The organism is Profundibacter sp., from assembly GCF_056498605.1.
Genome location: NZ_JBSMEZ010000059.1, coordinates 1 through 22,336 on the forward strand (window position 1 = coordinate 1; position 22,336 = coordinate 22,336).

At 55.8% G+C, this 22,336-nt stretch carries 24 protein-coding genes; 10 read left to right on the forward strand and 14 right to left on the reverse strand.

All coding sequences use genetic code 11. The features are described 5' to 3' along the window. Positions 1-826 precede the first annotated feature (826 nt). From trkA to dusB, 6 genes are read right to left on the reverse strand one after another with little or no spacing between them, the layout of a single operon-like run. Positions 827-2,203: a Trk system potassium transporter TrkA gene (gene trkA / locus ACWB12_RS06045; protein ID WP_479529164.1), complete on the reverse strand. Its 1,377-nt coding sequence runs from the start codon at positions 2,201-2,203 to the stop codon at positions 827-829. Positions 2,204-2,251: 48 nt separating this feature from the next. Beyond that, positions 2,252-3,658 (reverse strand): nitrogen assimilation response regulator NtrX, encoded by a 1,407-nt coding sequence (gene ntrX / locus ACWB12_RS06050; protein ID WP_479529165.1) that lies wholly within the window; start codon positions 3,656-3,658, stop codon positions 2,252-2,254. A gap of 11 nt (positions 3,659-3,669) precedes the next feature. After that, a complete protein-coding gene (locus ACWB12_RS06055) occupies positions 3,670-5,967 on the reverse strand; it encodes a sensor histidine kinase NtrY-like (protein ID WP_479529194.1) in 2,298 nt (765 codons plus the stop codon). A 54-nt stretch (positions 5,968-6,021) separates the two neighbouring features. Further along, on the reverse strand, positions 6,022-7,386 hold the full coding sequence (locus tag ACWB12_RS06060; protein WP_479529166.1) for a response regulator: 1,365 nt from the start codon (positions 7,384-7,386) through the stop codon (positions 6,022-6,024). Further along, positions 7,387-8,448: a two-component system sensor histidine kinase NtrB gene (locus ACWB12_RS06065; RefSeq protein ID WP_479529167.1), complete on the reverse strand. Its 1,062-nt coding sequence runs from the start codon at positions 8,446-8,448 to the stop codon at positions 7,387-7,389. It abuts the gene before it with no gap. Then, positions 8,445-9,425, reverse strand: a complete 981-nt coding sequence (dusB, locus tag ACWB12_RS06070; protein ID WP_479529168.1) for a tRNA dihydrouridine synthase DusB — start codon at positions 9,423-9,425, stop codon at positions 8,445-8,447. The genes ACWB12_RS06065 and dusB overlap by 4 nt, the downstream gene beginning before the upstream one ends. Before the next feature lie 171 nt (positions 9,426-9,596). Between dusB and ACWB12_RS06075 the strand changes: the two genes are divergently transcribed. The 3 genes from ACWB12_RS06075 to ACWB12_RS06085 are packed head-to-tail and all read left to right on the forward strand — an operon-like array spanning position 9,597 to position 11,682. Next, complete coding sequence (locus tag ACWB12_RS06075) at positions 9,597-10,730, forward strand: bifunctional 2-C-methyl-D-erythritol 4-phosphate cytidylyltransferase/2-C-methyl-D-erythritol 2,4-cyclodiphosphate synthase (protein ID WP_479529169.1); 1,134 nt, start codon at positions 9,597-9,599, stop codon at positions 10,728-10,730. After that, the gene (locus ACWB12_RS06080; protein WP_479529170.1) at positions 10,727-11,221 is read left to right on the forward strand and encodes a phosphatidylglycerophosphatase A family protein; all 495 of its coding nucleotides are present in this window, start codon (positions 10,727-10,729) and stop codon (positions 11,219-11,221) included. The genes ACWB12_RS06075 and ACWB12_RS06080 overlap by 4 nt, the downstream gene beginning before the upstream one ends. Next, positions 11,218-11,682, forward strand: a complete 465-nt coding sequence (locus ACWB12_RS06085; protein ID WP_479529171.1) for a CinA family protein — start codon at positions 11,218-11,220, stop codon at positions 11,680-11,682. The genes ACWB12_RS06080 and ACWB12_RS06085 overlap by 4 nt, the downstream gene beginning before the upstream one ends. Here the strand turns inward: ACWB12_RS06085 and ACWB12_RS06090 are convergent. After that, the gene (locus ACWB12_RS06090; protein WP_479529172.1) at positions 11,679-12,125 is read right to left on the reverse strand and encodes a type II toxin-antitoxin system RatA family toxin; all 447 of its coding nucleotides are present in this window, start codon (positions 12,123-12,125) and stop codon (positions 11,679-11,681) included. The two genes, ACWB12_RS06085 and ACWB12_RS06090, sit on opposite strands and share 4 nt — an antisense overlap. A 70-nt stretch (positions 12,126-12,195) precedes the next feature. Between ACWB12_RS06090 and hpt the strand changes: the two genes are divergently transcribed. Continuing rightward, complete coding sequence (gene hpt, locus ACWB12_RS06095) at positions 12,196-12,732, forward strand: hypoxanthine phosphoribosyltransferase (protein WP_479529173.1); 537 nt, start codon at positions 12,196-12,198, stop codon at positions 12,730-12,732. Between the two features lies 1 nt (position 12,733). On the opposite strand, the gene ACWB12_RS06100 is transcribed toward hpt, so the two are convergent. Both ACWB12_RS06100 and ACWB12_RS06105 read right to left on the reverse strand, forming a co-directional pair. Beyond that, entirely contained in the window at positions 12,734-13,255 is a 522-nt protein-coding gene (locus tag ACWB12_RS06100) for a tetratricopeptide repeat protein (protein ID WP_479529174.1), read from the reverse strand. Beyond that, positions 13,236-13,520 (reverse strand): tetratricopeptide repeat protein, encoded by a 285-nt coding sequence (locus ACWB12_RS06105; protein WP_479529175.1) that lies wholly within the window; start codon positions 13,518-13,520, stop codon positions 13,236-13,238. The genes ACWB12_RS06100 and ACWB12_RS06105 overlap by 20 nt, the downstream gene beginning before the upstream one ends. A 119-nt stretch (positions 13,521-13,639) precedes the next feature. Here ACWB12_RS06105 and ACWB12_RS06110 point away from each other — a divergent pair, with 119 nt between their 5' ends. The 3 genes from ACWB12_RS06110 to ACWB12_RS06120 all read left to right on the forward strand — a co-directional run bounded on the left by ACWB12_RS06110 (position 13,640) and on the right by ACWB12_RS06120 (position 15,730). Further along, entirely contained in the window at positions 13,640-14,584 is a 945-nt protein-coding gene (locus ACWB12_RS06110) for a hypothetical protein (protein WP_479529176.1), read from the forward strand. Positions 14,585-14,662: 78 nt separating this feature from the next. Then, positions 14,663-14,848, forward strand: a complete 186-nt coding sequence (locus ACWB12_RS06115; protein WP_479529177.1) for a hypothetical protein — start codon at positions 14,663-14,665, stop codon at positions 14,846-14,848. A 168-nt stretch (positions 14,849-15,016) separates the two neighbouring features. Then, a complete protein-coding gene (locus tag ACWB12_RS06120) occupies positions 15,017-15,730 on the forward strand; it encodes a COG3904 family protein (protein ID WP_479529178.1) in 714 nt (237 codons plus the stop codon). Here ACWB12_RS06120 and ACWB12_RS06125 read toward each other — a convergent pair. The 4 genes from ACWB12_RS06125 to lipA all read right to left on the reverse strand — a co-directional run bounded on the left by ACWB12_RS06125 (position 15,727) and on the right by lipA (position 19,347). Next, positions 15,727-16,512, reverse strand: coding sequence for an ABC transporter permease (locus ACWB12_RS06125; RefSeq protein ID WP_479529179.1), 786 nt, complete (start codon positions 16,510-16,512; stop codon positions 15,727-15,729). The two genes, ACWB12_RS06120 and ACWB12_RS06125, sit on opposite strands and share 4 nt — an antisense overlap. Next, a complete protein-coding gene (locus ACWB12_RS06130; RefSeq protein ID WP_479529180.1) occupies positions 16,509-17,273 on the reverse strand; it encodes an ABC transporter ATP-binding protein in 765 nt (254 codons plus the stop codon). Before ACWB12_RS06130 ends, ACWB12_RS06125 begins: the two co-directional genes overlap by 4 nt. 34 nt (positions 17,274-17,307) lie before the next feature. Continuing rightward, the gene (locus ACWB12_RS06135) at positions 17,308-18,324 is read right to left on the reverse strand and encodes an ABC transporter substrate-binding protein (RefSeq protein WP_479529181.1); all 1,017 of its coding nucleotides are present in this window, start codon (positions 18,322-18,324) and stop codon (positions 17,308-17,310) included. Between the two features lie 69 nt (positions 18,325-18,393). Next, positions 18,394-19,347 carry a lipoyl synthase gene (gene lipA / locus ACWB12_RS06140; protein WP_479529182.1) on the reverse strand — a complete coding sequence of 318 codons (954 nt, stop codon included), beginning with the start codon at positions 19,345-19,347 and terminating at the stop codon, positions 18,394-18,396. A 118-nt stretch (positions 19,348-19,465) separates the two neighbouring features. Here lipA and ACWB12_RS06145 point away from each other — a divergent pair, with 118 nt between their 5' ends. The 3 genes from ACWB12_RS06145 (at position 19,466) to ACWB12_RS06155 (ending at position 21,363) form a co-directional block, all read left to right on the forward strand. Next, entirely contained in the window at positions 19,466-20,149 is a 684-nt protein-coding gene (locus ACWB12_RS06145) for an aquaporin (RefSeq protein ID WP_479529183.1), read from the forward strand. A 139-nt stretch (positions 20,150-20,288) separates the two neighbouring features. Continuing rightward, on the forward strand, positions 20,289-20,822 hold the full coding sequence (locus tag ACWB12_RS06150) for a redoxin family protein (RefSeq protein WP_479529184.1): 534 nt from the start codon (positions 20,289-20,291) through the stop codon (positions 20,820-20,822). 148 nt (positions 20,823-20,970) lie between these two features. Continuing rightward, complete coding sequence (locus tag ACWB12_RS06155; protein WP_479529185.1) at positions 20,971-21,363, forward strand: MAPEG family protein; 393 nt, start codon at positions 20,971-20,973, stop codon at positions 21,361-21,363. 26 nt (positions 21,364-21,389) lie between these two features. Here the strand turns inward: ACWB12_RS06155 and ACWB12_RS06160 are convergent, their stop codons facing one another. Then, positions 21,390-22,214, reverse strand: coding sequence for an enoyl-CoA hydratase-related protein (locus tag ACWB12_RS06160; RefSeq protein WP_479529186.1), 825 nt, complete (start codon positions 22,212-22,214; stop codon positions 21,390-21,392). Between the last annotated feature and the right edge of the window lie 122 nt (positions 22,215-22,336).

Genomic DNA, 22,336 nt, shown 5'->3' on the forward strand with positions numbered 1-22,336 from the left:
GTCAGGATCAAAAACAGCGTGCCGCCATATAAAAACACCCGCGCCACATGCAGATCATTATCCAGCAGCGCATAGATCGCCGGAATATACATCGCCAGCGCGCCGATCCCCATCAGGATCACCAGAAACGGCATATTCAGGATGCGAGTCAGCATCGCGGGTTTAGGGCTGGATAACACTTCGCACTCCCCACGGGTTTACCCTGTTTTGCTTTCGGATTGGTGTTATTTGTGCGCAGGACATACGGGTGTTTTCAAGGGGAAACAGAGTAGTGCAGGAAAACTGCACAGAATCTGTGGTTTACTCCCCCAGCTTTCGGTGTGTTGAGACCTGTTACAGTATGGCAAGCCGTTTCTTGATATGTCTGCCCTTGATCATAGTGAACGCGCTGATAGGATCAACTTAAGAGGGATAGCTCTGGGTGCATTTTGGTGCTGATTGCTATTGATTGGAAGCACGTTTATTTTGGTAGGGCAATAAGTAGGAAGATAGGATAAAATGTTCCTGGAGAAAACAATAATAAAGGTTCTAATCTACGGCTCAATGGGATGGCTGCTAATATTGTTAATAAAGTTAAACTTTTCAACATTTCTCTCGCAAGGCGTACTTACCTTACCTGCAATCGTATTAATTTGGTCGTGGTGGCCGATAGTAATACTCTTCATTTGGGATGAGTTTAAGCGTAGCAAAACTGGACAGAGTAAAACTGATTCAAAAAAATACAAATAGCTTGATGAGTAAAAGTAAATGACTTGGTGTAAGACGAAGCGAGCAGTAGTGTGTGTAATTTAACGCACCGTAACTTAGGGCAATTTTCAACCCACCCCTAGAAAAAATCAATCGAGACCTGCAACAGCCGCTCCACCTCGGGCACATCGGCAGCCATCGCAAACATGGCGATCACGTCGCCTTCGTTAATGCGGGTGGCACCATTGGGGCGGATCACTTTGCCGTCCTGCATCATCGCGCCGACCAAAACACCTTCGGGGAAATCCACATCGCTGATTTTCTGACCCGCAATCGGCGAGGTCGACATCACTTGCGCCTCGATCACCTCGGCCTCGGCGTTGCCAATGGAATAGACGCCGCGCACACGGCCATGGCGGATGTGGCGCAGGATGGATGACACCGTGGTGGCGCGCGGGTTGATGTAGGCATCAATCCCCATCGGTTTCATCAACGGCACCAATGTCGGGTCATTGATCAGACAAATCGCCATCGGGCAGCCTTCGGCCTTGGCGCGTACAGCGGCCAGAATGTTGGTTTTATCATCGTCGGTCACGCACAGGATCGCGTCGGCGCGAGTGATGCCGGCCTCGGCCAGCAATTCGGCGCTTAACCCGTCGCCGTGCAGCACAATGGTTTTTTCCAGCGCGTCTGCGGCCACTTCGGCGCGGGCGCGGTCCTTCTCGATCACCTTGGCGCGGACCCGCTCGGTGCGCAGCTCCAGCGCTTGGGCCACCGCCAGCCCGACATTGCCGCCGCCCAGAATAACGATACGTTCCTGTTTGTTGCTGACCTTGCCAAACACTTCCAAGGTGCGGGCCATGTCAGTCGTGTGGGTGAATATGTATATCTCGTCGCCAACAAAAATCTGATCACCGGATTCTGGCGCAAACAATGTGCCCTCGCGCCGGATGCCGACCACAATCGCGCTGAGGGTCGAGAACAGATCGGTCAACTGGCGCAGGGGCGTGTTGACCACAGGGCAATCCTCCTCGATCAGGATGCCCAGCAGTTGCGATTTGCCCTCAAGGAAGCTTTCAGTGTCAAAGGCGGACGGGGCGGCAAGGCGCTGCAACGCGGCCTCGGCGACCTCGCGTTCGGGGCTAATCACCACATCAATCGGCATATGTTCGCGCCGGTACAGATCGGAATAGATCGCGGTTAGATAGCTTTGGCTACGCAGGCGGGCAATTTTGCGCGGGATTTCAAACACCGAATGGGCCACCTGACAGGTGACCATGTTCACCTCGTCCGAATAGGTCGCGGCGATGATCATATCGGCATCGCGCGCACCAGCGCGTTCCAGCACATCGGGATAGCTGGCAAAGCCGGCAATCCCCTGCACATCCAGCGTTTCCGTGGCGCGGTGCACCAGTTCGGGGTTGTTATCAACCACCGTAACATCGTTGTCTTCACCCGACAGATGGCGGGCAATTTGCCAGCCAACCTGCCCTGCCCCGCATATGATAACCTTCATGGCCGCGCCTTTTCAGATATTAGGGGGCCATCCATGCCAGACACGCCGCTACTCGTCAATCTCGGGCTCGACATGGGCAATGCGGGCACCACCCTTGCTTGAGGTCACAATCCCCAGCGATTTCAGTTTGCGATGCAGGGCTGACCGCTCCATCCCGACGAAACTGGCGGTGCGGCTGATGTTGCCACCAAAGCGGTTGATCTGGGTCATCAGGTATTCGCGTTCAAACAATTCGCGGGCTTCGCGCAGGGGTAATGTGGCCAGACCTGACGACAGCACAACCCGCCCCTCGGATTGCGAGGTATCCTCGGGGGATGGCAATTCTTTGGCGGTGATCGGGCCGCTATCGGCCCCCAGTATCAGCACCCGCTCAACCACATTCTTTAGTTGGCGTACATTTCCTGGCCATTGCATGGTTTGCATCAATGCCTCGGCATCTTTGGACAGCTCCCGCAATGGCAACCCGTGGGCTTTGTTCAATTCCTCGATGAAATGGATTGCCAACAATGGAATATCCTCGCGGCGTTCCTCAAGCGAGGGCACAAGGATCGGCACCACATTCAAACGATGGAACAGCTCTTCACGAAACCTACCAGCAGCAATTTCGTCGGATAACATTCTGTTTGTGCTGGATATTACCCTAATATCGACGCGCACATTATCACTGCCACCGACCCGTTGGAACTGTTGGTCCACCAGCACCCGCAGTATTTTGGATTGCGTGCCCAACGGCATATCTGCCACCTCGTCAAAATACAAAACCCCGCCGTGGGCCTGTTCTAACAGACCTGGCTCAACGCCGCGCTCGCTACTTTCGCGGCCAAACAGAACTTCCTCCATCCGTTCAGGTTCAATCGAGGCCGAGTTCACCGATATGAATGGCGCGGATGAACGGTTGGAATTGGCGTGGATATACCGCGCGGCCACTTCTTTGCCCGCCCCCGCTGGCCCCGTCAGCATCACGCGGCCATTGGAATTGGTCACTTTGTCCAGATTGGATTTCAAAGCCTTGAAGGAAGCACTATCGCCCAACATTTCGGAAGATGTCAGATCACCACGGCGCAATTCGCTGTTTTCGCGGCGCAGACGTGACGTTTCCATAGCGCGAGCCACAACCACCATCAACTGATCAATATTAAACGGTTTTTCGATGAAATCATACGCACCCTGTTTGATCGCGGCCACAGCAATTTCAATGTTGCCATGACCCGAAATAATCACCACTGGAATATCGGGGTTGTCACGTTTGACGGTTTTCAGAATGTCGATACCGTCCATTTGGCTGTCTTTTAGCCAGATATCGAGGATCATCAGCGCAGGTGGTGCTGCGTTGACCTCGGCCATACACCCATCCGAATTTCCGGCCAGGCGTGTGGTATACCCCTCGTCTTTCAGGATGTCGGAAATCAGTTCGCGAATATCGCGTTCATCATCGACAATTAGAATATCACTCATGCTGCTCCACCTCATATAGCCATTTTCGTTTCGGTTTGTGCCGCCAAACTAAGCGAGGCTGGCAACCGTATTTCCGCACGCGCACCGTGATGCGCGTTTCCATTGAATTGTTCGGCATCTACCAGCACCAAAGTGCCGCCGTGCTCCTCTATTATCTTTTTCACGATCGGCAAGCCCAGCCCAGTGCCCGCCTCGCGGGTTGTCACATAGGGCTCAAACAGGCGGGCGCGATCTTCGGGCAGGCCAATGCCGTTGTCCGATATATCAACGGCTATCATCGTATCCAGAACGCGCATGTTCACATGAATTTCCGGTGAATACCCTTCTGGCGCCCCCTTTTCAACATAGCTTTCAATGGCTTCCCCTGCGTTCTTGATCAAGTTCACCATCGCCTGTGAAATCATTGTCGCGTCCAGATCTGCCATCACGGGGGCATCGGGTAAATCCACCTGCAGCGCCACATCCGGCATTGCGGCTTCCTGCAACACCACGGCGTCCCGTACAACCGCCGCCAAATCATGGCTGCGTAATTCCGGTTCGGGCATCCGTGCGAATTTTGAAAACTCGTCAACGATGCGGCGTAAATCGCCGGTCTGGCGGATGATCACATCGGTGTATTGGTCCAGTGTATCGACCTGATCCCCGACCAATGGGCCAAACTTGCGTTTCAGCCGTTCTGCCGACAGCTGGATCGGGGTCAGCGGGTTCTTGATCTCGTGGGCAATGCGACGGGCCACGTCACCCCAGGCTGCCATCCGCTGGGCCGATACCAGATCGGTGACATCATCAAAGGCAATCACATAGCCCTCAAGGTTGCCTGCCTCATTGCGCCGTGTGCTGATGCGCACCAGCAGGTTTTCCATAGCCCCGTCGCGCGACAGCTTGATCTCTTCTTGTGCGACTTCGGTATTTCTGTTGCGCAACCGTTGCAACAGCGGACCAAATTCCGGCACCGCAACGCTGATATCGCCCGATTGTTCGTCCGGCAGCGCCAGCAGGCGTTCGGCCGACCGGTTCACGAACGTTACCTTGCCGTCAGCACCCAGTCCGACAACACCAGATGCAACCGACGACAGCACAGAATCAAACAAGCGGCGGCGGCGTTCAATCTGGCGGGTGTTTTGCAGCAATGTATCGCGCTGTCCCTTCAATTGGCGTGTCATCTGGTTGAAATAACGCCCCAGCATGGCAATTTCATCATCGCCGTCTTCCTCGATCACCTGAACGTCCAGATCACCGGTTCCGACCTGTTGCGCCGCCCCAGCCAAACGCCCAACAGGGCGCGACAGACCTTCGGCAAACCACAGACCCAGCCAGATTGCCGCCAAAATCAGGATCACCGCAAATCCGATATAGAGCAGACCAAATTCAAACAGAATCTTACCACGCTCGCTCTCTAGCTGTTGATATAGTGTGGCGGTTTCTTTGGTGTCATCCAGCAGGTTCAGGATATTGCCGTCCACATTGCGCGAAATATACAGATAGCGGTCAACATAGGCGCTCAATTTCACAAGGGCGCGAAATTCGTTGTTGTCCCAGTCCTGAATGACCACAACTTCGCCCTCGTCCGCAGCGGCAATATCCTGCGGTGTCGGGGCCTCGAAATCAAACAGGTACGACCGTTCGCCCCGCGCCCGCAATTCGGCGCCGCCATCTATCACATAGGCCTCGCGCAGACCGCGTTGGACTTGCAATTGCCCTTGGGTCAGCAATTCACGCAAATTCCCGTCGCTTAGGAAAAACGTCGACTGGTTGGCAAGATTCAGGTACGACGCCAGCGCTTCGGCGTCCTGTATCAGGTCGCGCCGGTGCTCATTTTCATAAGATTCGGCAGCGGCCAGCGACGTGCCAACCACCTGTCGCACCCGTTCCGAAAACCACCCCTCTAGCCCGACGTTGACCGTTAGAACCGCAAACACAGCCACAAGCACTGTGGGGATCAGCGCGACCAAGGCAAAGACGCCGGTCAGGCGCAGGTGCAGGCGGGAACCCGCCGAACGCGCACGCCTTGCCGATATCATCCGCGCCACGCGCTGCAAAACCAGCGCCGCAACCACAAGGGTATAGACAACATCGGTTAGTAGAATCAGGCGCAAACTGGAGGAGGCAGCCCCTTTGTCGAGCGGGCCAAGGACGATGAATGTGGCAATGGTCAGAACCGGTCCAAGGATGACCAAACTTAACGTCGCCGCGTTTTGCACACGTCTTTTGCGCCGCAAACGGCTTAGTTTTTCCAGTGTTGCAATTCTGGCAGGGCTTGCCACCTGTTGCCTGCTTTCCGCTGTGCCGCATGTGCGGCGAACCACCATATTTTGTGGCCTCATTCCGGCTGGTGCCTTCGGGCCACGCTTGATGTTGCTCTTTTACATCAATTTGCGCCGCCGTGTCACGCGAATATCGAGGTCGGAAATCTTCTTACGCAAGGTATTTCGGTTGATGCCCAAAAGATCGGCGCATTTGGCCTGATTGCCGCCTGTGGCATCCAGCGCGATTTCCAGCAACGGCAACTCCATCTCGTGCAATATCCGCGCATAAAGGCCGGGCGGCGGCAAGGCCCCGACGTGCAGGTCAAAATACCGTTGCAAATGCCGCGCGATAGACGCCGCCAGCTTGTCGCCCTGGCGCTGGTCAATCACAGGCTCCACCGCTGGCTGCCCGCCAAGCGCCGTCTCGACCTCGGTCAGTGAAATTTCGGCCTGCCCGCTGGTCACCCCTAGGCGGCGCAAACAATTTTCCAGCTGGCGCACATTGCCGGGCCAACTGTAGCTTAGCATCAGTTTTTGCGCATCATTCGACAGGTGGTGCACCTCGCCACCGTCCGCCGCAGCGCGACCCAGAAAAAACGCCGCCAGCAGTGCAATGTCATCAACCCTGTCGCGCAATGCTGGCACTTGCAATCCGACTCCGTTCAGCCGGTAAAACAAATCCTGACGAAAATTGCCTGCCTCCATTTTTTCCGCCAGATCCGCCTGCGATGTGGCCATAATGCGCGGTGCGTTATCGCCCAGACGGTCCATCAGGCGCGCGATTTGCCCCTGCGCCGACAAATCCAGATCTCCAACTTCGTCAAACACAATCGTGCCCGTGCCAGCGCGGGCCAGCATCCGGTCCAACCCGTCAGTGCCCCCCATATCAATAGCCCCCACAACCACAAACGGCAGCGCACGCCGGTCACTAAAATCGTGGATTGTGCGGGCAATCAGCGACTTTCCCGTGCCGCTTTCACCAGTGATCAGCACCGCCAGATCACCGTTTACAATCCGCGCAATCAGACGATACAGCTCTTGCATAACGCCAGTCCGGCCAACCAGTGGTAACTCGCTGGTGTCATTCTCAGAACGGTTGGCGGGCACATCAACCCGCCGCTGCATCGCCAAGGCCCGCGCGGATCGTTTCATCAGATCGGGCAGATCAAACGGCTTTGGTAAATAATCAAATGCTTTGGCCTCGGTCGCCTTGATCGCCGTCATAATGGTGTTTTGCGCTGAAATCACAATCACCGGCAGCCCGTCGCGCAAGGCCGCAATTTCCGGCAACATTTCCAGCCCGTTTCCATCCGGCATCACCACATCCGAAATCACCAGATCGCCCTTGCCCTCGGCCACCCAGCGCATCAACGTTACAAGGGATGAAGTGGCATGCACCTTGCAACCTGCCCGCGTAAAGGCTTGGGTTAAAACCGTGCGGATCGTGCGGTCGTCATCCGCGATCAGAACTGTGCCATCCATTTAAGTGGCTCCTTTGATTAACGGGGCTTTGGGCAATGATATGCGAAACGCCGTGCGGCCTGGTTTTGAATCGACCGACACCCACCCCTCGTGTTCGGTAATGATTTTCGACACCAGCGCCAGCCGAAGGCCGGTGCCGTTTTCACGCCCCGATACGAACGGATCGAACACCTCGGCGGCGATGTCGGGCGGCAGGCCCGGTCCGTCATCAATGATTTCCAGCAGGATCGGTAAAGGTGCGCCCGTGCCATCGGATCGACGCAACCGCAGACCATTGTCAAACGAGGTGCGGAGACGGATTATGCCCCCCATTTTACCCGCTGCCTCGGCAGCATTTTTCAGCAGGTTCGCCACCACCTGTATCAACTGGTCCGCATCGGCCCATGTGTCGGGCAATGACGGGTCATAGTCCTCGAGTATCTGCATATGTGCCGCAAAACCGACCTGCGCCGACTTGCGGGCACGGTCCACAACATCGTGGATATTCACCGCGATCCGGTTGGGCGGGCTAAGGTTGCCAAATTGCTCAACCTGATCCAGCAACGCCACAATGCGTCGTGCCTCGGACACAATAAGGTCTGTCATTTCAATGTCTTGCTTGGGTAGGTTCATTGCTAAAAGCTGCGCTGCACCAGTGATCCCTGCCAGCGGATTCTTGATTTCATGCGCCAGCATTTCGGCCATGCCAATCGCCGACTTTGCGGCCGATTTCGACGCCGTATTGCGCCCCGCGCGTTCCTTGTTCTGGCGCGGCGTAATGATAAGTAACAGGCGCGGGTCATCGCGTGACATCGGCGCGATCTGGATGTTGCAGCGCACCGGATCACGTCCGACATCCACATCATTGATAAACAGCGGGCTGTGATTGCGCCGCACCCGTTGAAATGATTCCTCCAATGGGGCGGCCACCGTTATTTTATCCACGCATCGCGCACCACTTAACGATTTGGCCGATACATTCAGGAACCCTTCGGCTGCCGGATTTACAGCCGTGATCATATTCGCCGGATCAATCAGAAAGGCCGGATTTGGCAGAGCATTCCAAAGCACCTCGAACCTCATGCTGCCACCCGTTCGCCTGCTATCGCGTCCGGAAGCAGGCGCAAAACAACTGCTGGATCATGTTCGGTTAACACGGATTTGCGCAAAGTTGGGTTGGTGCCAACCCCGTCCATATACCAGCCCAGATGCTTACGGGCCATGCGGTTGCCTAGGATGGTGCCGTAAAACGCCAGCATGTCCTCGTAATGGGCCGTAACCAGATCAACCAGATCAGAACCAACCGGAATATCTGGCGCATCCGTGCCGTATAATCCCGCCGCAACCTGCGCCAACCGCCAAGGTGCGCCTTGTGCGCCGCGCCCGATCATCACCCCGTTCGCGCCAGAGGCCTCAAGGGCCGCGCGGGCCGTAGCCGTGTCGACAATATCTCCATTGGCGATCACTGGGATGTCGACAGCTTGCTTAACAGCCGCAATCGCCGCCCAATCCGCTCGCCCTTTGTAAAACTGGCACCGCGTGCGCCCGTGGATGGTGATCATTTGCACCCCCGCCCCCGCCGCACGGCGCGCCAGATCAGGTGCGTTCAATGTGATATCATCCCACCCCAGCCGTGTTTTCAACGTCACCGGAACATCGACGGCATCGACCACCGCCTCGATCAGGCGCAGCGCATGGTCCAGATCGCGCATCAAGGCAGACCCAGAATACCCGCTCACCACCTTTTTGGCCGGACACCCCATGTTGATGTCGATAATCCGTGCCCCGTTATCGGCCACCATGCGGGCGGCCTCGGCCATTGGCCCGACTTCGCGGCCCGCCAGTTGCACGGCGGTGTTTTCCTCGGCCAGCCCCAGTTCGGCCCGTTCCCGCACACCTGGTTTGCCTTCCAGCATGTCGTGGCTGGCGATCATTTCGCTGACCACCAGCCCCGCACCAAAGCGCGACACCATCCGACGAAACGGCAAATCGGTAATTCCGGCCAGCGGGGCCAGGAAAACCGGATGATCCAGCGTGATATTTGCCAGTTTAATAGTCAAATGCCTAATCCTTGTGCAGCAAGTCCCTGATTAGCCGTGAAACCGGTAAAAGGCAAATCAAGCTGACCGTTAGGCGCTGACCCAAAATCTTTGAAAGATTTTGAATAAGAATTGTTGAACAATTCTTGCCACACCTTGCCAGTAGCGGTGCAAAAACCTAAACCACCTGATATGAAAACAGCCGCTATCATCGTCGCCGCAGGGCGTGGCATTCGTGCCGGAGGGGATATTCCCAAACAGTTCCAGCCCCTGAAGGGCCGTGCCGTTCTGGCACATACGATTGATGCCTTCGCAACCCACCCAAAGATAGATCGGATCATTGTGGTCCTGAACTCTGCGGATATGTCTCTTCAGGCAAGGCTTACCCCGCTGCCCGATATTAAAATTGTCAATGGCGGGGGCACGCGCGATGCTTCGGTTCAGGCGGGGCTGGCGGCGGCGGCGGGTATGGACAATGTGCTGATCCATGATGGGGCGCGGCCCTTGGTTTCGGCGCGGATCATCACCGAAGTTCTGGCGGCGCTAAAGACGCACGCGGGGGCCGCCCCTGCCCTGACAGTAACCGATGCGCTGTGGCGCGGCGTGGATGGCAAGGTAACCGCCCCCCACCCGCGCGACGGGCTGTTTCGTGCCCAAACACCGCAAGGGTTTCGCCTGAAGGACATCGTGGCGGCCCATGCGGCGCACGTCGGCGGGGCTGCCGATGATGTCGAGGTTGCTTTGGCACACGGGATGGACGTAGCGATTGTGGCGGGGGACGAGGCGAACCTGAAAATCACCCTTGCCGGCGACCTTGCCCGCGCAGAAAAACAACTGGAGCAGGATATGGATATACGGCTGGGCAACGGGTTTGATGTGCACCGGTTTTGCAGCGGTGACCATGTGGTGCTGTGCGGCATATCTGTGCCGCATGATCACGGGTTGGATGGCCATTCGGACGCCGATGTCGGCATGCACGCCGTGACAGATGCGATCTACGGCGCATTGGCGATGGGCGACATTGGTCAGCATTTCCCGCCGTCTGATCCGCAATGGAAGGGGGCAGCCTCGCATATCTTTCTGAAACATGCGGTTGCGATGGCAGCGGATCACGGGTTCACTATTTCCAACGCCGATTGCACCCTGATTTGCGAGATGCCAAAGATCGGCCCGCATGCGGTGGCAATGCGCGAGCAAATGGCGCGGATCATGGGAATGAATGTGGGGCGCGTGAGTGTGAAGGCAACCACGTCTGAACGATTGGGGTTCACGGGGCGCGGCGAGGGCATTGCGGCAATCGCAACGGTAACATTGGTGAAAACATGAGCAAACTGATCGCAACTTTTTTCTATGTCGGATTGATCCGCCCTGCCCCTGGCACTTGGGGGTCCGCCGCCGCAATTCCTGTTGGCTACCTGATCCATGTCGCAGGTGGTTTTCCGGCACTTCTGGTCGCCACCATAGCAGTGTTTTTTATCGGCTGGTGGGCCACAGCCGCCGAAACCCGCGGCAAGGATGACCACGACCCAAGCGAGATCGTGATTGACGAGGTCGCAGGCCAGTGGATCGCGCTGTTGCCCCTGTCGGGCGGATTGTGGCATGCGGGCGTTGACCCTTGGGTGTTTCCCTACCCCGGCTGGATCGCGGCGTTCCTGTTGTTCCGGCTGTTTGACATCTGGAAGCCCGGTCCTGTGGGCTGGGCAGATCGTAAATCCACTGCCTTCGGGGTGATGTTTGATGACGTGATCGCGGGGGTAATGGCGGCGATTGTGGTGGCAGGTGCGGCCGCATTCAGCCACGGGATTTTGATGCAATGAGCCTAGCTGGCGATGTTCTGACAGCCTGCCGCACTAAAGGGTGGACAGTGGCAACCGCCGAGAGTTGCACCGGAGGCATGTTGGCGGCGGCCCTGACCGATGTGGCGGGATCGTCGGATGTGTTTGAACGTGGGTTTGTGACCTATTCCAATGCCTCCAAGATCGACATGCTGGGAGTGTCGGCAACGATGCTGGACGTGCATGGGGCTGTTTCGGAACAGGTGGCGCAACAGATGGCCGAGGGGGTGCTGCGTCATTCCACAGCAACGCTTGCAATATCCATCACCGGTATCGCCGGTCCTGGCCCGTCCGAGCATAAACCCGAGGGACGCGTTTGTTTTGGTTTAGCCAAGGCAGGGCATCCCATACATCTGGAAACAGTCGAGTTTGGCGCTTTAGGGCGGGCGCAGGTGCGCACGGCAGCGCGGGATCATGCGTTGGAAATGTTGCTGCGGGCCTAGCCGTATAAAACCTTGGCGCGGTCCTCGAACGCGCGCATGGTTTTGCGCATGGCCTGATCAAACACCACACCGATCAGCTTTTGCAAAATCGCGTTCTTAAATTCAAAATCGACAAAGAAATCCACCTCGCATCCGCCCTGCTCCTGATCGGTAAATGACCAGTTGGATTTCAGGTATTTGAACGGCCCATCCAGATATTCGGTATCTATGGTTTTGGCGGCTTCGGACAGCTTGACAGTACTGCCAAACCGTTCCCTAAACACCTTGAATGAAATCACCAGATCCGCCTCGAGCAATTCGTAATCGCCCATCTCCTTGCGCGACCGAATGCGGGCTGCCGATATCCATGGCAGGAACTTTGGGTAGGATATAACGTCAGCGGCCAGTGCATACATTTGCGCTGCGGTATACGGAACGACCTTCTTTTCACCTTGCGTTGGCATTTTGTCCTATTCCCTTAAACCGGTTTTGTGCCATTAAGTATGTTCATTAGGTTAATTCAAGGGACCACACATGCCAACGCGACCCTATGTCATCGACGAAATGATCTCGGCCAAAACTATTGCCGCCCGGATCGAAGACCTCGCCCGCGAGATACATGATGCTTTTGACGGCACGGACAAACTGGTGGTGGTTGGCCTGTTGCGCGGATCATTCGTGTTTATCGCGGACCTCGTGCGCGAGCTGGACTTGCCGGTCGAGGTGGACTTTCTAGAGGCCACATCCTATGGCGACAGTATGGAATCCAGCCGCGAAGTGCGGATCATGAAGGATTTGCGTGGCAAGATCGGCGGGCGCGATGTGCTGTTGGTCGAGGATATTGTCGACACCGGTTTTACCCTGAAACATGTGGTCGGGTTGCTAAAAGCCCGCAAGCCCGCACACCTGAAAACCATCGCCCTGCTGAACAAGCAGTCGCGCCGTGAGGTCGACATTAACGCCGACTGGGTCGGTTTTGAAATCCCTGATGAATTTGTAGTTGGCTACGGGATCGACTTTGCCCAGAGGAACCGCAACCTGCCCTACATCGGCAAAGTGCGGTTTACCTGATTTAACGGAGTTGCATTCCAGCCACTTCACTTGCCTTTCGTTTTTCCTCTGGCGTTAGGCTTTCCGCCAACACCTCGCATCTTTCGCTATAACTGTCGGCTTTGTCGGCCTCCGCGTTCTGAACTGCACCCAGACACAAGGAATAGGACCAGTCACGGTTAATATCGCGGCCCCAATACCCAGGCACCTCTGCAACGAATTCAGCCAGATTCACCTGTGAACTGCGATCACCCATATCAGCGGCACGGGCCAGTAATACATATGCGGCAACAACATCACGCGGGCCGCCCACTCCGTATTGATGCATTACCCCCAGATTTCCGATTGCCAAAGCATACCCTGTCGCCGCGGCTTGCCTGTAAAATTCCCGAGCCCTGGTTTCATCCATATCGACACCTTCGCCAGTGCGAAACATTTCCGCCAGATCGTTTCCGGCCGGACCATTGCCAAGGTCAAGCGCCTTTTGGAAAAACGGGATTGCACCCGCCGGATCAGGTTCCTGATCAAAGCCAAGCCGGATCATCCTGCCCCCTGAGCATAAACGCAGACGCATAATCCTGCGCCATTGCCATCTTTAGATACTCAATTGCGTTTTGATAGTCTGGCGCGCGGGATTCTTCCTCAAGCAGATACAATCCGCCCAGATTATACTGTGCCTTGGCATTCCCCTGTGCCGCTGACTTTGAAAACCATTCAATCGAGGTGCTGGTATTTTTCTCGACCCCGTGACCATCATTATAGGCGGCCCCCATAATGTTTTGCGCTGTGGCATCTCCGGCCCTTGCCATTGCAACCAGCCCTACTTTGACAAAGTGCGCATTCCTGATCCATGTCATTCTCCCTTTGCGTATACTCGTGTATAATTGGCTTGCGGAAGCGCGATTATAAAATGATGGAGGAAATGTTGATGAAACAGTTTACTGCATATGTAATCGGCGCCAGCTTAGTGGCCGCAACGGGCGCTTTTGCCCAATCATCTGTAGGCGGAGACCGCTTTTATATCACCGGCTACGGCGAACTCGGGTATTTTGATTCAAGCTCAACAGACGGCGGCCTATATCGCATAGATACCGATATGGGGTTCGCACCGTTATCTGGTGCAAACGGGATTGGGTTTGGATTTAATCTAGGGATTGATGCTTATGGTGTCTCTGGGAACGACAACTCCGCCCTGTATCCGGCAATCGAACTGGCCACCGGCATCGGTAAATTCTCGCTTGGTGTTCCACGTTCGGTTCTGGATCGTGGCTATCTTCCGGAACACAAGTTTGCCAACAACACCTCGGTTGATTTAGAGATTCACACCGTTGAAGCATCACTTTCTGGCTCGTTTTATCTTTATAACAGCGAGCAGATCTATGGCCTGCGCTATGATGGTAGCTTTGGCAACACCAAAGTAGGCGCATCCTATCATTACATCGACGCGCCATCCGGAGGCGTAGATTCATTTGCCATCGCCGCCAACCACACCTTCGCTGGGCCTAGCAGCATGGTGGATTTTATGCTGTATGGCGGGGCAGAACATCTCTCTTCGACAACCTCCAATATAACTAAATATCGCATTGGTGCCGAAGGATATTGGGATAAGGTGACGGCTGGGATTTCTTATTCCGACTGGAACGGAACCTCCGAGACAGCACTGACAACCGCTTATCTGGATTACAATATCCTAGACAACCTGACACTGACCGGTTCATTGGGGCATATTAAGTCCGGCGGCGGACTCAATGTCTACGGAATCGGGGTTCAGTACGACTTCCTAGCGAAGGCCTACGTCAAGGCCAGTGTTGTGGATACGGATTCATCAGGGTCGAACCCATTTTACGAAGTTATGGTGGGCTGGCGGTTCTAGGACGGCTGCATTGGCCAGCGTGTGAATTTCGTTGGCCAAAAGGGATGTGTTTTCTGGCAGGATCAGGTAAAAGAACCCATGCTGAACCCGCGCCATCTGTTGCGAATGTCCAAATGGGCCAGAAAACCACCTGGTGAAAAACGGGTAAAACTGGTGATCGGGATTATTGTGATCTGTCTAATCCTGTTTGCCATCGAACGCTGGATCGGCGTGCCCGACTGGTTGCAAATGGAGTTGCCGCGCCGCAACCGAATCCCCCGCTAATCTAGTGCAGTCAAGAACGGGGCGGCTGACTTTTCCAAATAGAACCACTAAACTGGTTTAATGGTTCTATTTGCACTCAACCATTGGCGCGGGAAGCATCCAACTCTCCTGTCCCTGATCGGGGTCTTGATCGGGCTTGGCATCGTCCTGCATGTGCTGTTTGGGGTCTTGCCACAGCCTCTTCCCGTTGCGATTGTTGTTTTGATCATTGTGATCGCTATTGCCGTGTTAATCTGGCAGATCACCGGCACATTGCGATCCGTTGAGCGCACCCTGAAAGGGGGCGGTGATATGATCCTGTATTGGGGCAGCTATGGCGCATCCCTTGGGGCCGTACTGGTGATGGCGGTTGATCTGACCTCGCTGATTTTCACCACATCAGGGGCCAACCCGCCCGCTGACCCGCAATCGTTTGACCTAGAGGTGCGTGGCGATACCATCCTGATTGAGGGCTTCATCGGGTTTCGAACCAACACCGCGTTGCGTACCCTTCTGGATAGGCCTGATGTGGCCTATACAAAGGTGCGATTGAACAGTGATGGCGGGCGGATATTTGCCGCCCGCGCCATTGCCAATGCATTGATATCACATGAAATAAATACCGAAGTTGTGGGGCGCTGTGCCTCGGCCTGCACGCTGATTTTTCTGGCTGGCAAGCGGCGTCATTTACAGGATGGCGGACAGATTGGTTTTCACCAGTATCTGCAAACCAGTGGCGTCCAATTTCTGGATACGGTTGAGGAACAGGAAAAGGACCGCGCCTATTTCAAATCGCGCGGGGTGTCGGATGGGTTTATATCAACCATGTTTCAGGCCGCACATCAGGATATCTGGTTTCCCGACAGAGCCGAATTATTGGCGGCAGGCATTCTAACAGACTAGATGCGCCAGCGCAGCACCTTGGCCTCGACCTTGCCCAGCACGAAACTAAGCGTAACCCCGAGGATCGACAATATCGTCACCCCCGCAAACAGCCGCTCCAGATCATAGAGCGCACCGGCCTGCAGGATGTAGGCACCTATGCCGTATTCTGCCCCGATCATTTCGGCTGCAGTCAACAGGATGATGGCAATTGCCAATGAAATCCGCAGCCCCGACAGGATACCGGGCATGGCCCCTGGCAGCACGATTTTGCGAATGATACTGACGCGGGACAGCCCGAAACTCTGGCCCATGCTGATCAATGTGCGGTCCACGTTGTCGACCGCGCCATAGGTGGCGACCACGGTGGGGGTGAAGGTGCCAAAGGCGATCAGCGCGTATTTCGACATCTCGTCAATGCCGAACCAGATGACAAACAGCGGCAACAGCGCGATTTTGGGGATCGGGAACAGGGCGGCGACCAGCGGTACCAATCCGGCCCGCATATAACTGAACAGCCCGATACCAAGCCCGACCAGCACGCCAAAGCCCGCCCCCAAGAATGCGCCAACGGCCAAGCGGCCCAGTGACAGGCTAAGATGGGTCCATAACAGGCCAGACGCTGCCAACTCGTAAAGGGTGCGGATCACATCCGAGGGGCGCGGCAGGGTCAGGTTGGTGATCCACCCTGCCCGCGTGCCCCATTCGGCGATCAATAGCAGGGCGATGAACACGATCAGGCCAATGCCACGAATGCGTTTGGGTCTGAATCCGCCACCTCGATACGGGACAGGATTGCTCATACGATCAGCTCCTGATCAGCAGCCATCGCCTCGTCGCGCATCAGATTCCACAGCTCTTGCTCGATCTTGGCCAAGGCCGGATCATTCGCGCGGCGTTTTTCTAACGGCAGATCAATGTCGATCACTTTGCGCACAGCCCCGGGGCGGCGCGTCAGCACCACGATGCGATGGCCAAGGCGCACGGCCTCGGCCAGATTATGGGTGACGTAAACAGCCGTGAACGGCTGGCGCAGCCACAGGCCAACCAGATCATCCATCAGCAATTCGCGGGTTTGTGCGTCCAGCGCAGACAGCGGTTCGTCCATCAGCCACACGGCTGGGCGAACCGCCAGCGCCCGCGCAATCGCTACACGCTGTTTCATACCGCCCGACAGGTTTTTAGGCAAAGCATCGGCGAAATCTGTTAGCTTGGTGCGCTCCAGCACATCTGCGATGATGCTATCCATTTCAGGCTTGCCCAGCCCGTGATCCTCTAGCACCAGCCGCACATTGCCATCCACAGTGCGCCAAGGCAGCAGCGCAAAGTCCTGAAATACAAAGGTAAACGGATTTAGGCTGTTAGCCGGTGGCGCGGACAGCTGCAACACTTGGCCCTCGGTCGGGCGTTCCAGCCCGCCAATGAACCGCAATAAGGTGGATTTACCACAGCCAGATGGCCCCACCACGCAAACAATGCGCCCCGTGGGGATTCCCAGATTGATATCTGCAAGCACCTCGATTTCGCCATAGCGGTGCGTCAGGGCGTCAATTTTCAGATCCATGTGGTTGTGGGGGCCATCGCTGGCCCCCGTCCGTTTACATGATGGTTTTGACGTATGAATCATCAACCAGCGTTTCATATGTTACGCTGTCCTTGACCATACCTTCGGCCTTGAACCAATCCAGTTGGTCCTTAACGGATGTTGCATTCAATGCTGCCCCCGCATTGATCCGCATCGCGCCATTGCGAATGGATTTTTCGGCCTTTTCAATCGGCTTGTCGGCATAAACATATTTATGCACAAGATTGACCATTTCCATCGCGGCATCGTCACCGGCGGTTTTGTCGACCAGTGCTGCGTTGAAATCATCAGCGCCGCGCGAAAACGCCCGCAAGAATGCCTCGGTTCGGCCACGTTCGTCAGCGGCATTTTTGGCGGAGGTGAATACGGTTGTAACCTGATAATTTGGAATATAATCAGACACATTCCCGATGATTTTAACCTTACCTGCGCCCGCCAACCCCTTGGCGATATGCGGCACAATCGACCATGCATCAATCTGGCCGGATTTCAGTGCACCGATAATGGCACCCACCTTGTTCAGTGGTTTGAATTTCAGGCTGACACCTTCTTTTGCCGCAATTTGTGCGCCCATATAATGGAACGACGATCCGGCTTGTGTCATGCCGAATGATTTGCCGTCCAGCATGCTTGGGTCGGTCAGGCCAGCGTCAAATGCAGCGACTGACGCCAGAATTTTCTGCCCGTCAATGCCGTCTTCCTCGCTCAACGCTCCGCCGATCACCTTGGCCGCACCCTTTTCGGCCAGCGAAACCAACCCGCCGGAAATCGCGGTGACAGCGTAATCGACATCACCTGATGCAATTGCCACGGCCATCGGCTGTGCGGCCTGGAAAAACTCGAATTCCACGTCCAGCCCTTCCTCGGCGAAATAGCCCTTCTCAAACGCGACAAAGCTGGCCGAGTGGCTGGTAAAGCGCAGAGCACCTACCTTCATTGTGGTGCCGGCAAATGCTGGTGCCGGAATCAATGGGGCCGCCATTACGCCCCCCATCAGGGCCAACGATTGGCGTCTTGTCAGATGTGTCATTGTTCATACTCCCTTAGCAATTGTCAAAATCATTAAGGGTTGCAGGGCGGATTATGTCAATGAGAACAGTTAACCTTGGTCCAGTTTTGCCAACCGCGCCGCCCGTAATTGGGCAAAGTCGTCGCCAGCATGGTACGAGCTGCGGGTCAGCGGTGTGGCCGATACCATCAAAAAGCCTTTGCCATAGGCGGCTTTCTCGTAGGATTTGAATTCTTCCGGTGTTACAAACCGTTCCACCGCGTGGTGTTTCGGCGTGGGCTGCAAATACTGCCCGATGGTCAGAAAATCCACATCTGCTGCGCGCATATCATCCATCACTTGCCGCACCGCCAGCGCGTCTTCACCCAGCCCAACCATGATGCCGGATTTGGTGAACATGGTCGGGTCGATTTCCTTGACCCGTTGCAACAGACGCAAGGAATGAAAATACCGCGCCCCTGCCCGCACTTCGGGATACAGCCCCGGCACGGTTTCCAGATTGTGGTTAAAGACGTCAGGCTTGGCCGCTACCACAATTTCCAGCACTTCGGGCGCACATTTCAGGAAATCTGGGGTCAGGATTTCAATCGTGGTTTCAGGCGATTGACGGCGAATGGCGCGAATGGTTTGGGCGAAATGTTCGGCCCCTCCATCCTGAATGTCATCGCGATCAACCGACGTGATCACCACATGTTTCAGGCCCAGTTTTTTCACCGCATCCGCAACGCGGCCCGGCTCGAACACATCCAGATCTTCGGGGGGTTTCCCCGTGGCGATGTTGCAAAAGCTGCATGCCCGCGTGCAAACCTCGCCCATGATCATCATGGTGGCGTGGCCCTGATTCCAGCATTCGCCAACGTTTGGACAGCCAGCTTCCTCGCACACCGTCACCAGCCCATGCTCGCGCATAATCTTGTGCGTCTCGGCATAGCCCGCGCCGCCCGGTGCCCGCACACGTATCCAGCTGGGTTTTTTCGGCTGTGCATTATCCGGCTTACGTGCCTTCTCAGGATGGCGCTGTTCCGGAATTTTGAGGTCTCGCATCGGATATTCCCCTAATTTAGCGGCAGTATAGGCGTTAACAAGTGACAGACCAGAGCAAGCCTTAACAAAGCGACTGGTCATAGAAACTAAGTAACAAGTTCACGAGGGAGTTCAACCAATGAAAAAAATGATCGCAGAGGCGTTCGGCACATTTATACTGGTATTTTTCGGGGTCGGGTCGGCTGTTTTGATGGGGGAGCAGATTGGAATGCTGGGCATTTCGCTGGCATTTGGTATCTCGATTGTCGCTGCCGCCTATTCAATCGGCGCGATTTCCGGCGCACATCTGAACCCCGCCGTATCTTTGGGCATGGTGACTGCTGGGCGGATGACTTTCTCTGAATTCATCTCGTATTCCATCGCGCAAATTGGCGGTGCCACCGTTGCAGCACTGGTTGTTATGCTGATTGCCACCGGCAAGGCAGATTACACAGTGGCGGCAAACGGATTGGGCCAGAACGGATTTGGCGCTGAGTATCTGGGCGAATACACTCTGACCGCCGCCCTGATGTTTGAACTGGTGGCGACATTCGTCTTTGTCACCGTCATTTTGGGCGCAACTCAGGAAGGATCACCTGCGATGATGGCCGGTTTAGCGATTGGCCTGACACTGGCCGGCATCCACATGGTTGGCATCAACGTCACCGGCGTTTCGGTGAATCCTGCGCGTTCAATCGGGCCTGCCCTTTTTGCAGGGACCAAAGCGTTGGCGGATCTGTGGGTATTTATCGCGGCCCCGCTGATTGGCGGCGCGGCGGCGGGCATCGTTTTTAAGGCGGGGCTGACACGCGCCTCTGACTAGGCCTCACATGTTATCAAAAGGGGCCGCTTTTTCACCGAAGCGGCCTTTTTAGGTTTGAACGCATGCAAAAATTCAAATAAGAATGCTTCAACTGGATTTTTAGCAACAAACACAAACCCAACATCAAAGGAATACGATTATGAAAGCTGGCGTAACTTTGCCTCAGGTTACTTTCCACACGCGCGTGCGCGACGAAAGCATTGGCGGCGACAACCCGTTCAAGTGGGAAGACAAAACCACTGATGACTTCTTCAAAGGCAAGCGGGTGATCCTGTTTTCGCTGCCCGGCGCGTTTACGCCAACCTGCTCCACTTACCAGCTTCCGGGCTATGAAAAGGGCGCGGCGGATTTTGCGGCCGAGGGCATTGACGAGATCTACGTGATGTCGGTGAATGATACCTTTGTGATGAACAAATGGTCGTGGGACCAGAAGCTGGAAAACGTAAAAGTTATTCCTGACGGTGCCGGTGTCTTCACCCGCCACATGGGCATGCTGGTTGATAAATCCAACATCGGCTTTGGCATGCGCAGCTGGCGCTATGCCGCGATCATTAATGATGGCGTGGTTGAAGCGTGGTTCCAGGAGCCGGGCATTGAAGACAACCACGGCGACGACCCATATGGCGAAAGCTCGCCCGAAACCGTGATGGCATGGCTCAAAGCCAACAAATAAACCAAAGCGCTTCCAGTTTATTTTGGATCGACATTCGCTGCCTTTCGCTTCGCTCAAACGCGAATGTCGATGCGTCAAATTCTCTTATAACTGGAAACGCGATTATCGCGCGGGGCTTTGGCTCCGCGCTTTTTCTATGGAGGGTGCCATGGTTGCGCTTATTCTGGGCAGCTTGCTGCTTTACCTGTTTCAATCTTACCTCCCCCCCATGATCATGTCCCGCGCACTGGGGCCAAAGGCCTTGCGCCATGCCGGTGGCCCGCGGGATGAGCCTTTGCCGCTCACTATAAATGCAGGCCGCGCCAAGCGGGCGCTGGCAAATATGAACGAGGCAATGGTGCTGTTTATCCCGCTCTCCTTGCTCGCGGTGCATTTTGGCCTGAATAGCGGGCTTGCATGGTGGGGCGCTGTGCTTTTCCTTGTTGCGCGCATTGCTTATATTCCCGCCTATATCACCGCTATCGGCCTGACCCGCTCTGTTGTCTGGACGCTGGGGCATGCCGGGTTGGGGATCATGGCTGTGGCGATTATGTCCGCCTGAAAGCGGCCCGCCTCGCAGGCAGATGGCTAGCTAATTTTATCCCGTTGTTTTTCCAGATCACCAAAAACGGATGTTTTCCCTTTGGCCCGCGCCATCACAGCTTTCTGGATATCCTCGGGGTTCCACAAAAGGGTCTGCATGGTGGCGGCCCAGTTTAGCGCATCTGCCGTGGAGTGGTCGCGGGCATAGGTAATGGCGGCTTTCGAGCCAGCCACGGCTAACGGAGCCTTGGCCGCAATATGTTCGGCAATGTCCATCGCGGCGGTGAGCGCGGCTTCGGCATCGGCTTCAATCTCGTTGACAAAGCCAACCGCATGGCCGCGCGTGGCGTTGAGCGTGCTGCCAAGATAGGCCAGCTCGCGCACCACCCCTTCGGGCATCAGCCTGGGCAGGCGTTGCAGGCTGCCAAGGTCGGCCATCATGCCGATATTGGTTTCTTCTATGCGAAAATAGGCGTCTTGCGCGGCAATGCGGATATCACACGCCGATACCAGATCAAGCCCGCCGCCGATGCAGGCCCCTTGAATGGCGGCGATAACAGGAAAGCGGGCGGCCTCGAGGCAGCTCAAGGTCTCCTGAAGCTGGCGGATAAACGGCGGGAAGGCCTCGCGCGCCGTTGGCGTGCCGGTGGTCGGAATGCCACTGGCAAACATGGAAATATCCATGCCCGAGCAGAAGTTTTTACCCTCGGCGGAAATCACCAAAGCCCGCGTGCTGCCGCTTTGGGAAAGGGCCAGAATGGCAGGCTGGAAATCAGCCCAGAACGCTGCGCCCATGGCATTGGAGACCTGCGGGTTGCTAAAGCGCAAATGGGCGATGTTGCGGGGTTGGGTAAGGGTGAATGCGGGCATGGTGTTAATCCTTTTATTGGGGCGCAGGGGCGCTTGACTCTCCCTTTCAAACCACTATAACCCGCCCATCCGGCGCTGCAAGGCTCCGGTGATTTTGGTGTTTGTGGACCCCGCAAGGGGAA

What these genes read in the sequence shown, in the direction of transcription:
- ACWB12_RS06110 (WP_479529176.1), top strand. Translation starts at nt 13,640, where the DNA reads ATGAAACAGTTTACTGCATATGTAATCGGCGCCAGCTTAGTGGCCGCA.
- ACWB12_RS06100 (WP_479529174.1), bottom strand. Translation starts at nt 13,255, where the DNA reads ATGATCCGGCTTGGCTTTGATCAGGAACCTGATCCGGCGGGTGCAATC.
- ACWB12_RS06085 (WP_479529171.1), top strand. Translation starts at nt 11,218, where the DNA reads ATGAGCCTAGCTGGCGATGTTCTGACAGCCTGCCGCACTAAAGGGTGG.
- trkA (WP_479529164.1), bottom strand. Translation starts at nt 2,203, where the DNA reads ATGAAGGTTATCATATGCGGGGCAGGGCAGGTTGGCTGGCAAATTGCC.
- lipA (WP_479529182.1), bottom strand. Translation starts at nt 19,347, where the DNA reads ATGCGAGACCTCAAAATTCCGGAACAGCGCCATCCTGAGAAGGCACGT.
- ACWB12_RS06125 (WP_479529179.1), bottom strand. Translation starts at nt 16,512, where the DNA reads ATGAGCAATCCTGTCCCGTATCGAGGTGGCGGATTCAGACCCAAACGC.
- ACWB12_RS06055 (WP_479529194.1), bottom strand. Translation starts at nt 5,967, where the DNA reads ATGGTGGTTCGCCGCACATGCGGCACAGCGGAAAGCAGGCAACAGGTG.
- ACWB12_RS06090 (WP_479529172.1), bottom strand. Translation starts at nt 12,125, where the DNA reads ATGCCAACGCAAGGTGAAAAGAAGGTCGTTCCGTATACCGCAGCGCAA.
- ACWB12_RS06135 (WP_479529181.1), bottom strand. Translation starts at nt 18,324, where the DNA reads ATGACACATCTGACAAGACGCCAATCGTTGGCCCTGATGGGGGGCGTA.
- ACWB12_RS06150 (WP_479529184.1), top strand. Translation starts at nt 20,289, where the DNA reads ATGAAAGCTGGCGTAACTTTGCCTCAGGTTACTTTCCACACGCGCGTG.
- ACWB12_RS06130 (WP_479529180.1), bottom strand. Translation starts at nt 17,273, where the DNA reads ATGGATCTGAAAATTGACGCCCTGACGCACCGCTATGGCGAAATCGAG.
- ACWB12_RS06160 (WP_479529186.1), bottom strand. Translation starts at nt 22,214, where the DNA reads ATGCCCGCATTCACCCTTACCCAACCCCGCAACATCGCCCATTTGCGC.
- ACWB12_RS06155 (WP_479529185.1), top strand. Translation starts at nt 20,971, where the DNA reads ATGGTTGCGCTTATTCTGGGCAGCTTGCTGCTTTACCTGTTTCAATCT.
- ACWB12_RS06080 (WP_479529170.1), top strand. Translation starts at nt 10,727, where the DNA reads ATGAGCAAACTGATCGCAACTTTTTTCTATGTCGGATTGATCCGCCCT.
- ACWB12_RS06065 (WP_479529167.1), bottom strand. Translation starts at nt 8,448, where the DNA reads ATGAGGTTCGAGGTGCTTTGGAATGCTCTGCCAAATCCGGCCTTTCTG.
- ACWB12_RS06105 (WP_479529175.1), bottom strand. Translation starts at nt 13,520, where the DNA reads ATGGCAAGGGCCGGAGATGCCACAGCGCAAAACATTATGGGGGCCGCC.
- hpt (WP_479529173.1), top strand. Translation starts at nt 12,196, where the DNA reads ATGCCAACGCGACCCTATGTCATCGACGAAATGATCTCGGCCAAAACT.
- ntrX (WP_479529165.1), bottom strand. Translation starts at nt 3,658, where the DNA reads ATGAGTGATATTCTAATTGTCGATGATGAACGCGATATTCGCGAACTG.
- ACWB12_RS06145 (WP_479529183.1), top strand. Translation starts at nt 19,466, where the DNA reads ATGAAAAAAATGATCGCAGAGGCGTTCGGCACATTTATACTGGTATTT.
- ACWB12_RS06115 (WP_479529177.1), top strand. Translation starts at nt 14,663, where the DNA reads ATGCTGAACCCGCGCCATCTGTTGCGAATGTCCAAATGGGCCAGAAAA.
- ACWB12_RS06060 (WP_479529166.1), bottom strand. Translation starts at nt 7,386, where the DNA reads ATGGATGGCACAGTTCTGATCGCGGATGACGACCGCACGATCCGCACG.
- ACWB12_RS06075 (WP_479529169.1), top strand. Translation starts at nt 9,597, where the DNA reads ATGAAAACAGCCGCTATCATCGTCGCCGCAGGGCGTGGCATTCGTGCC.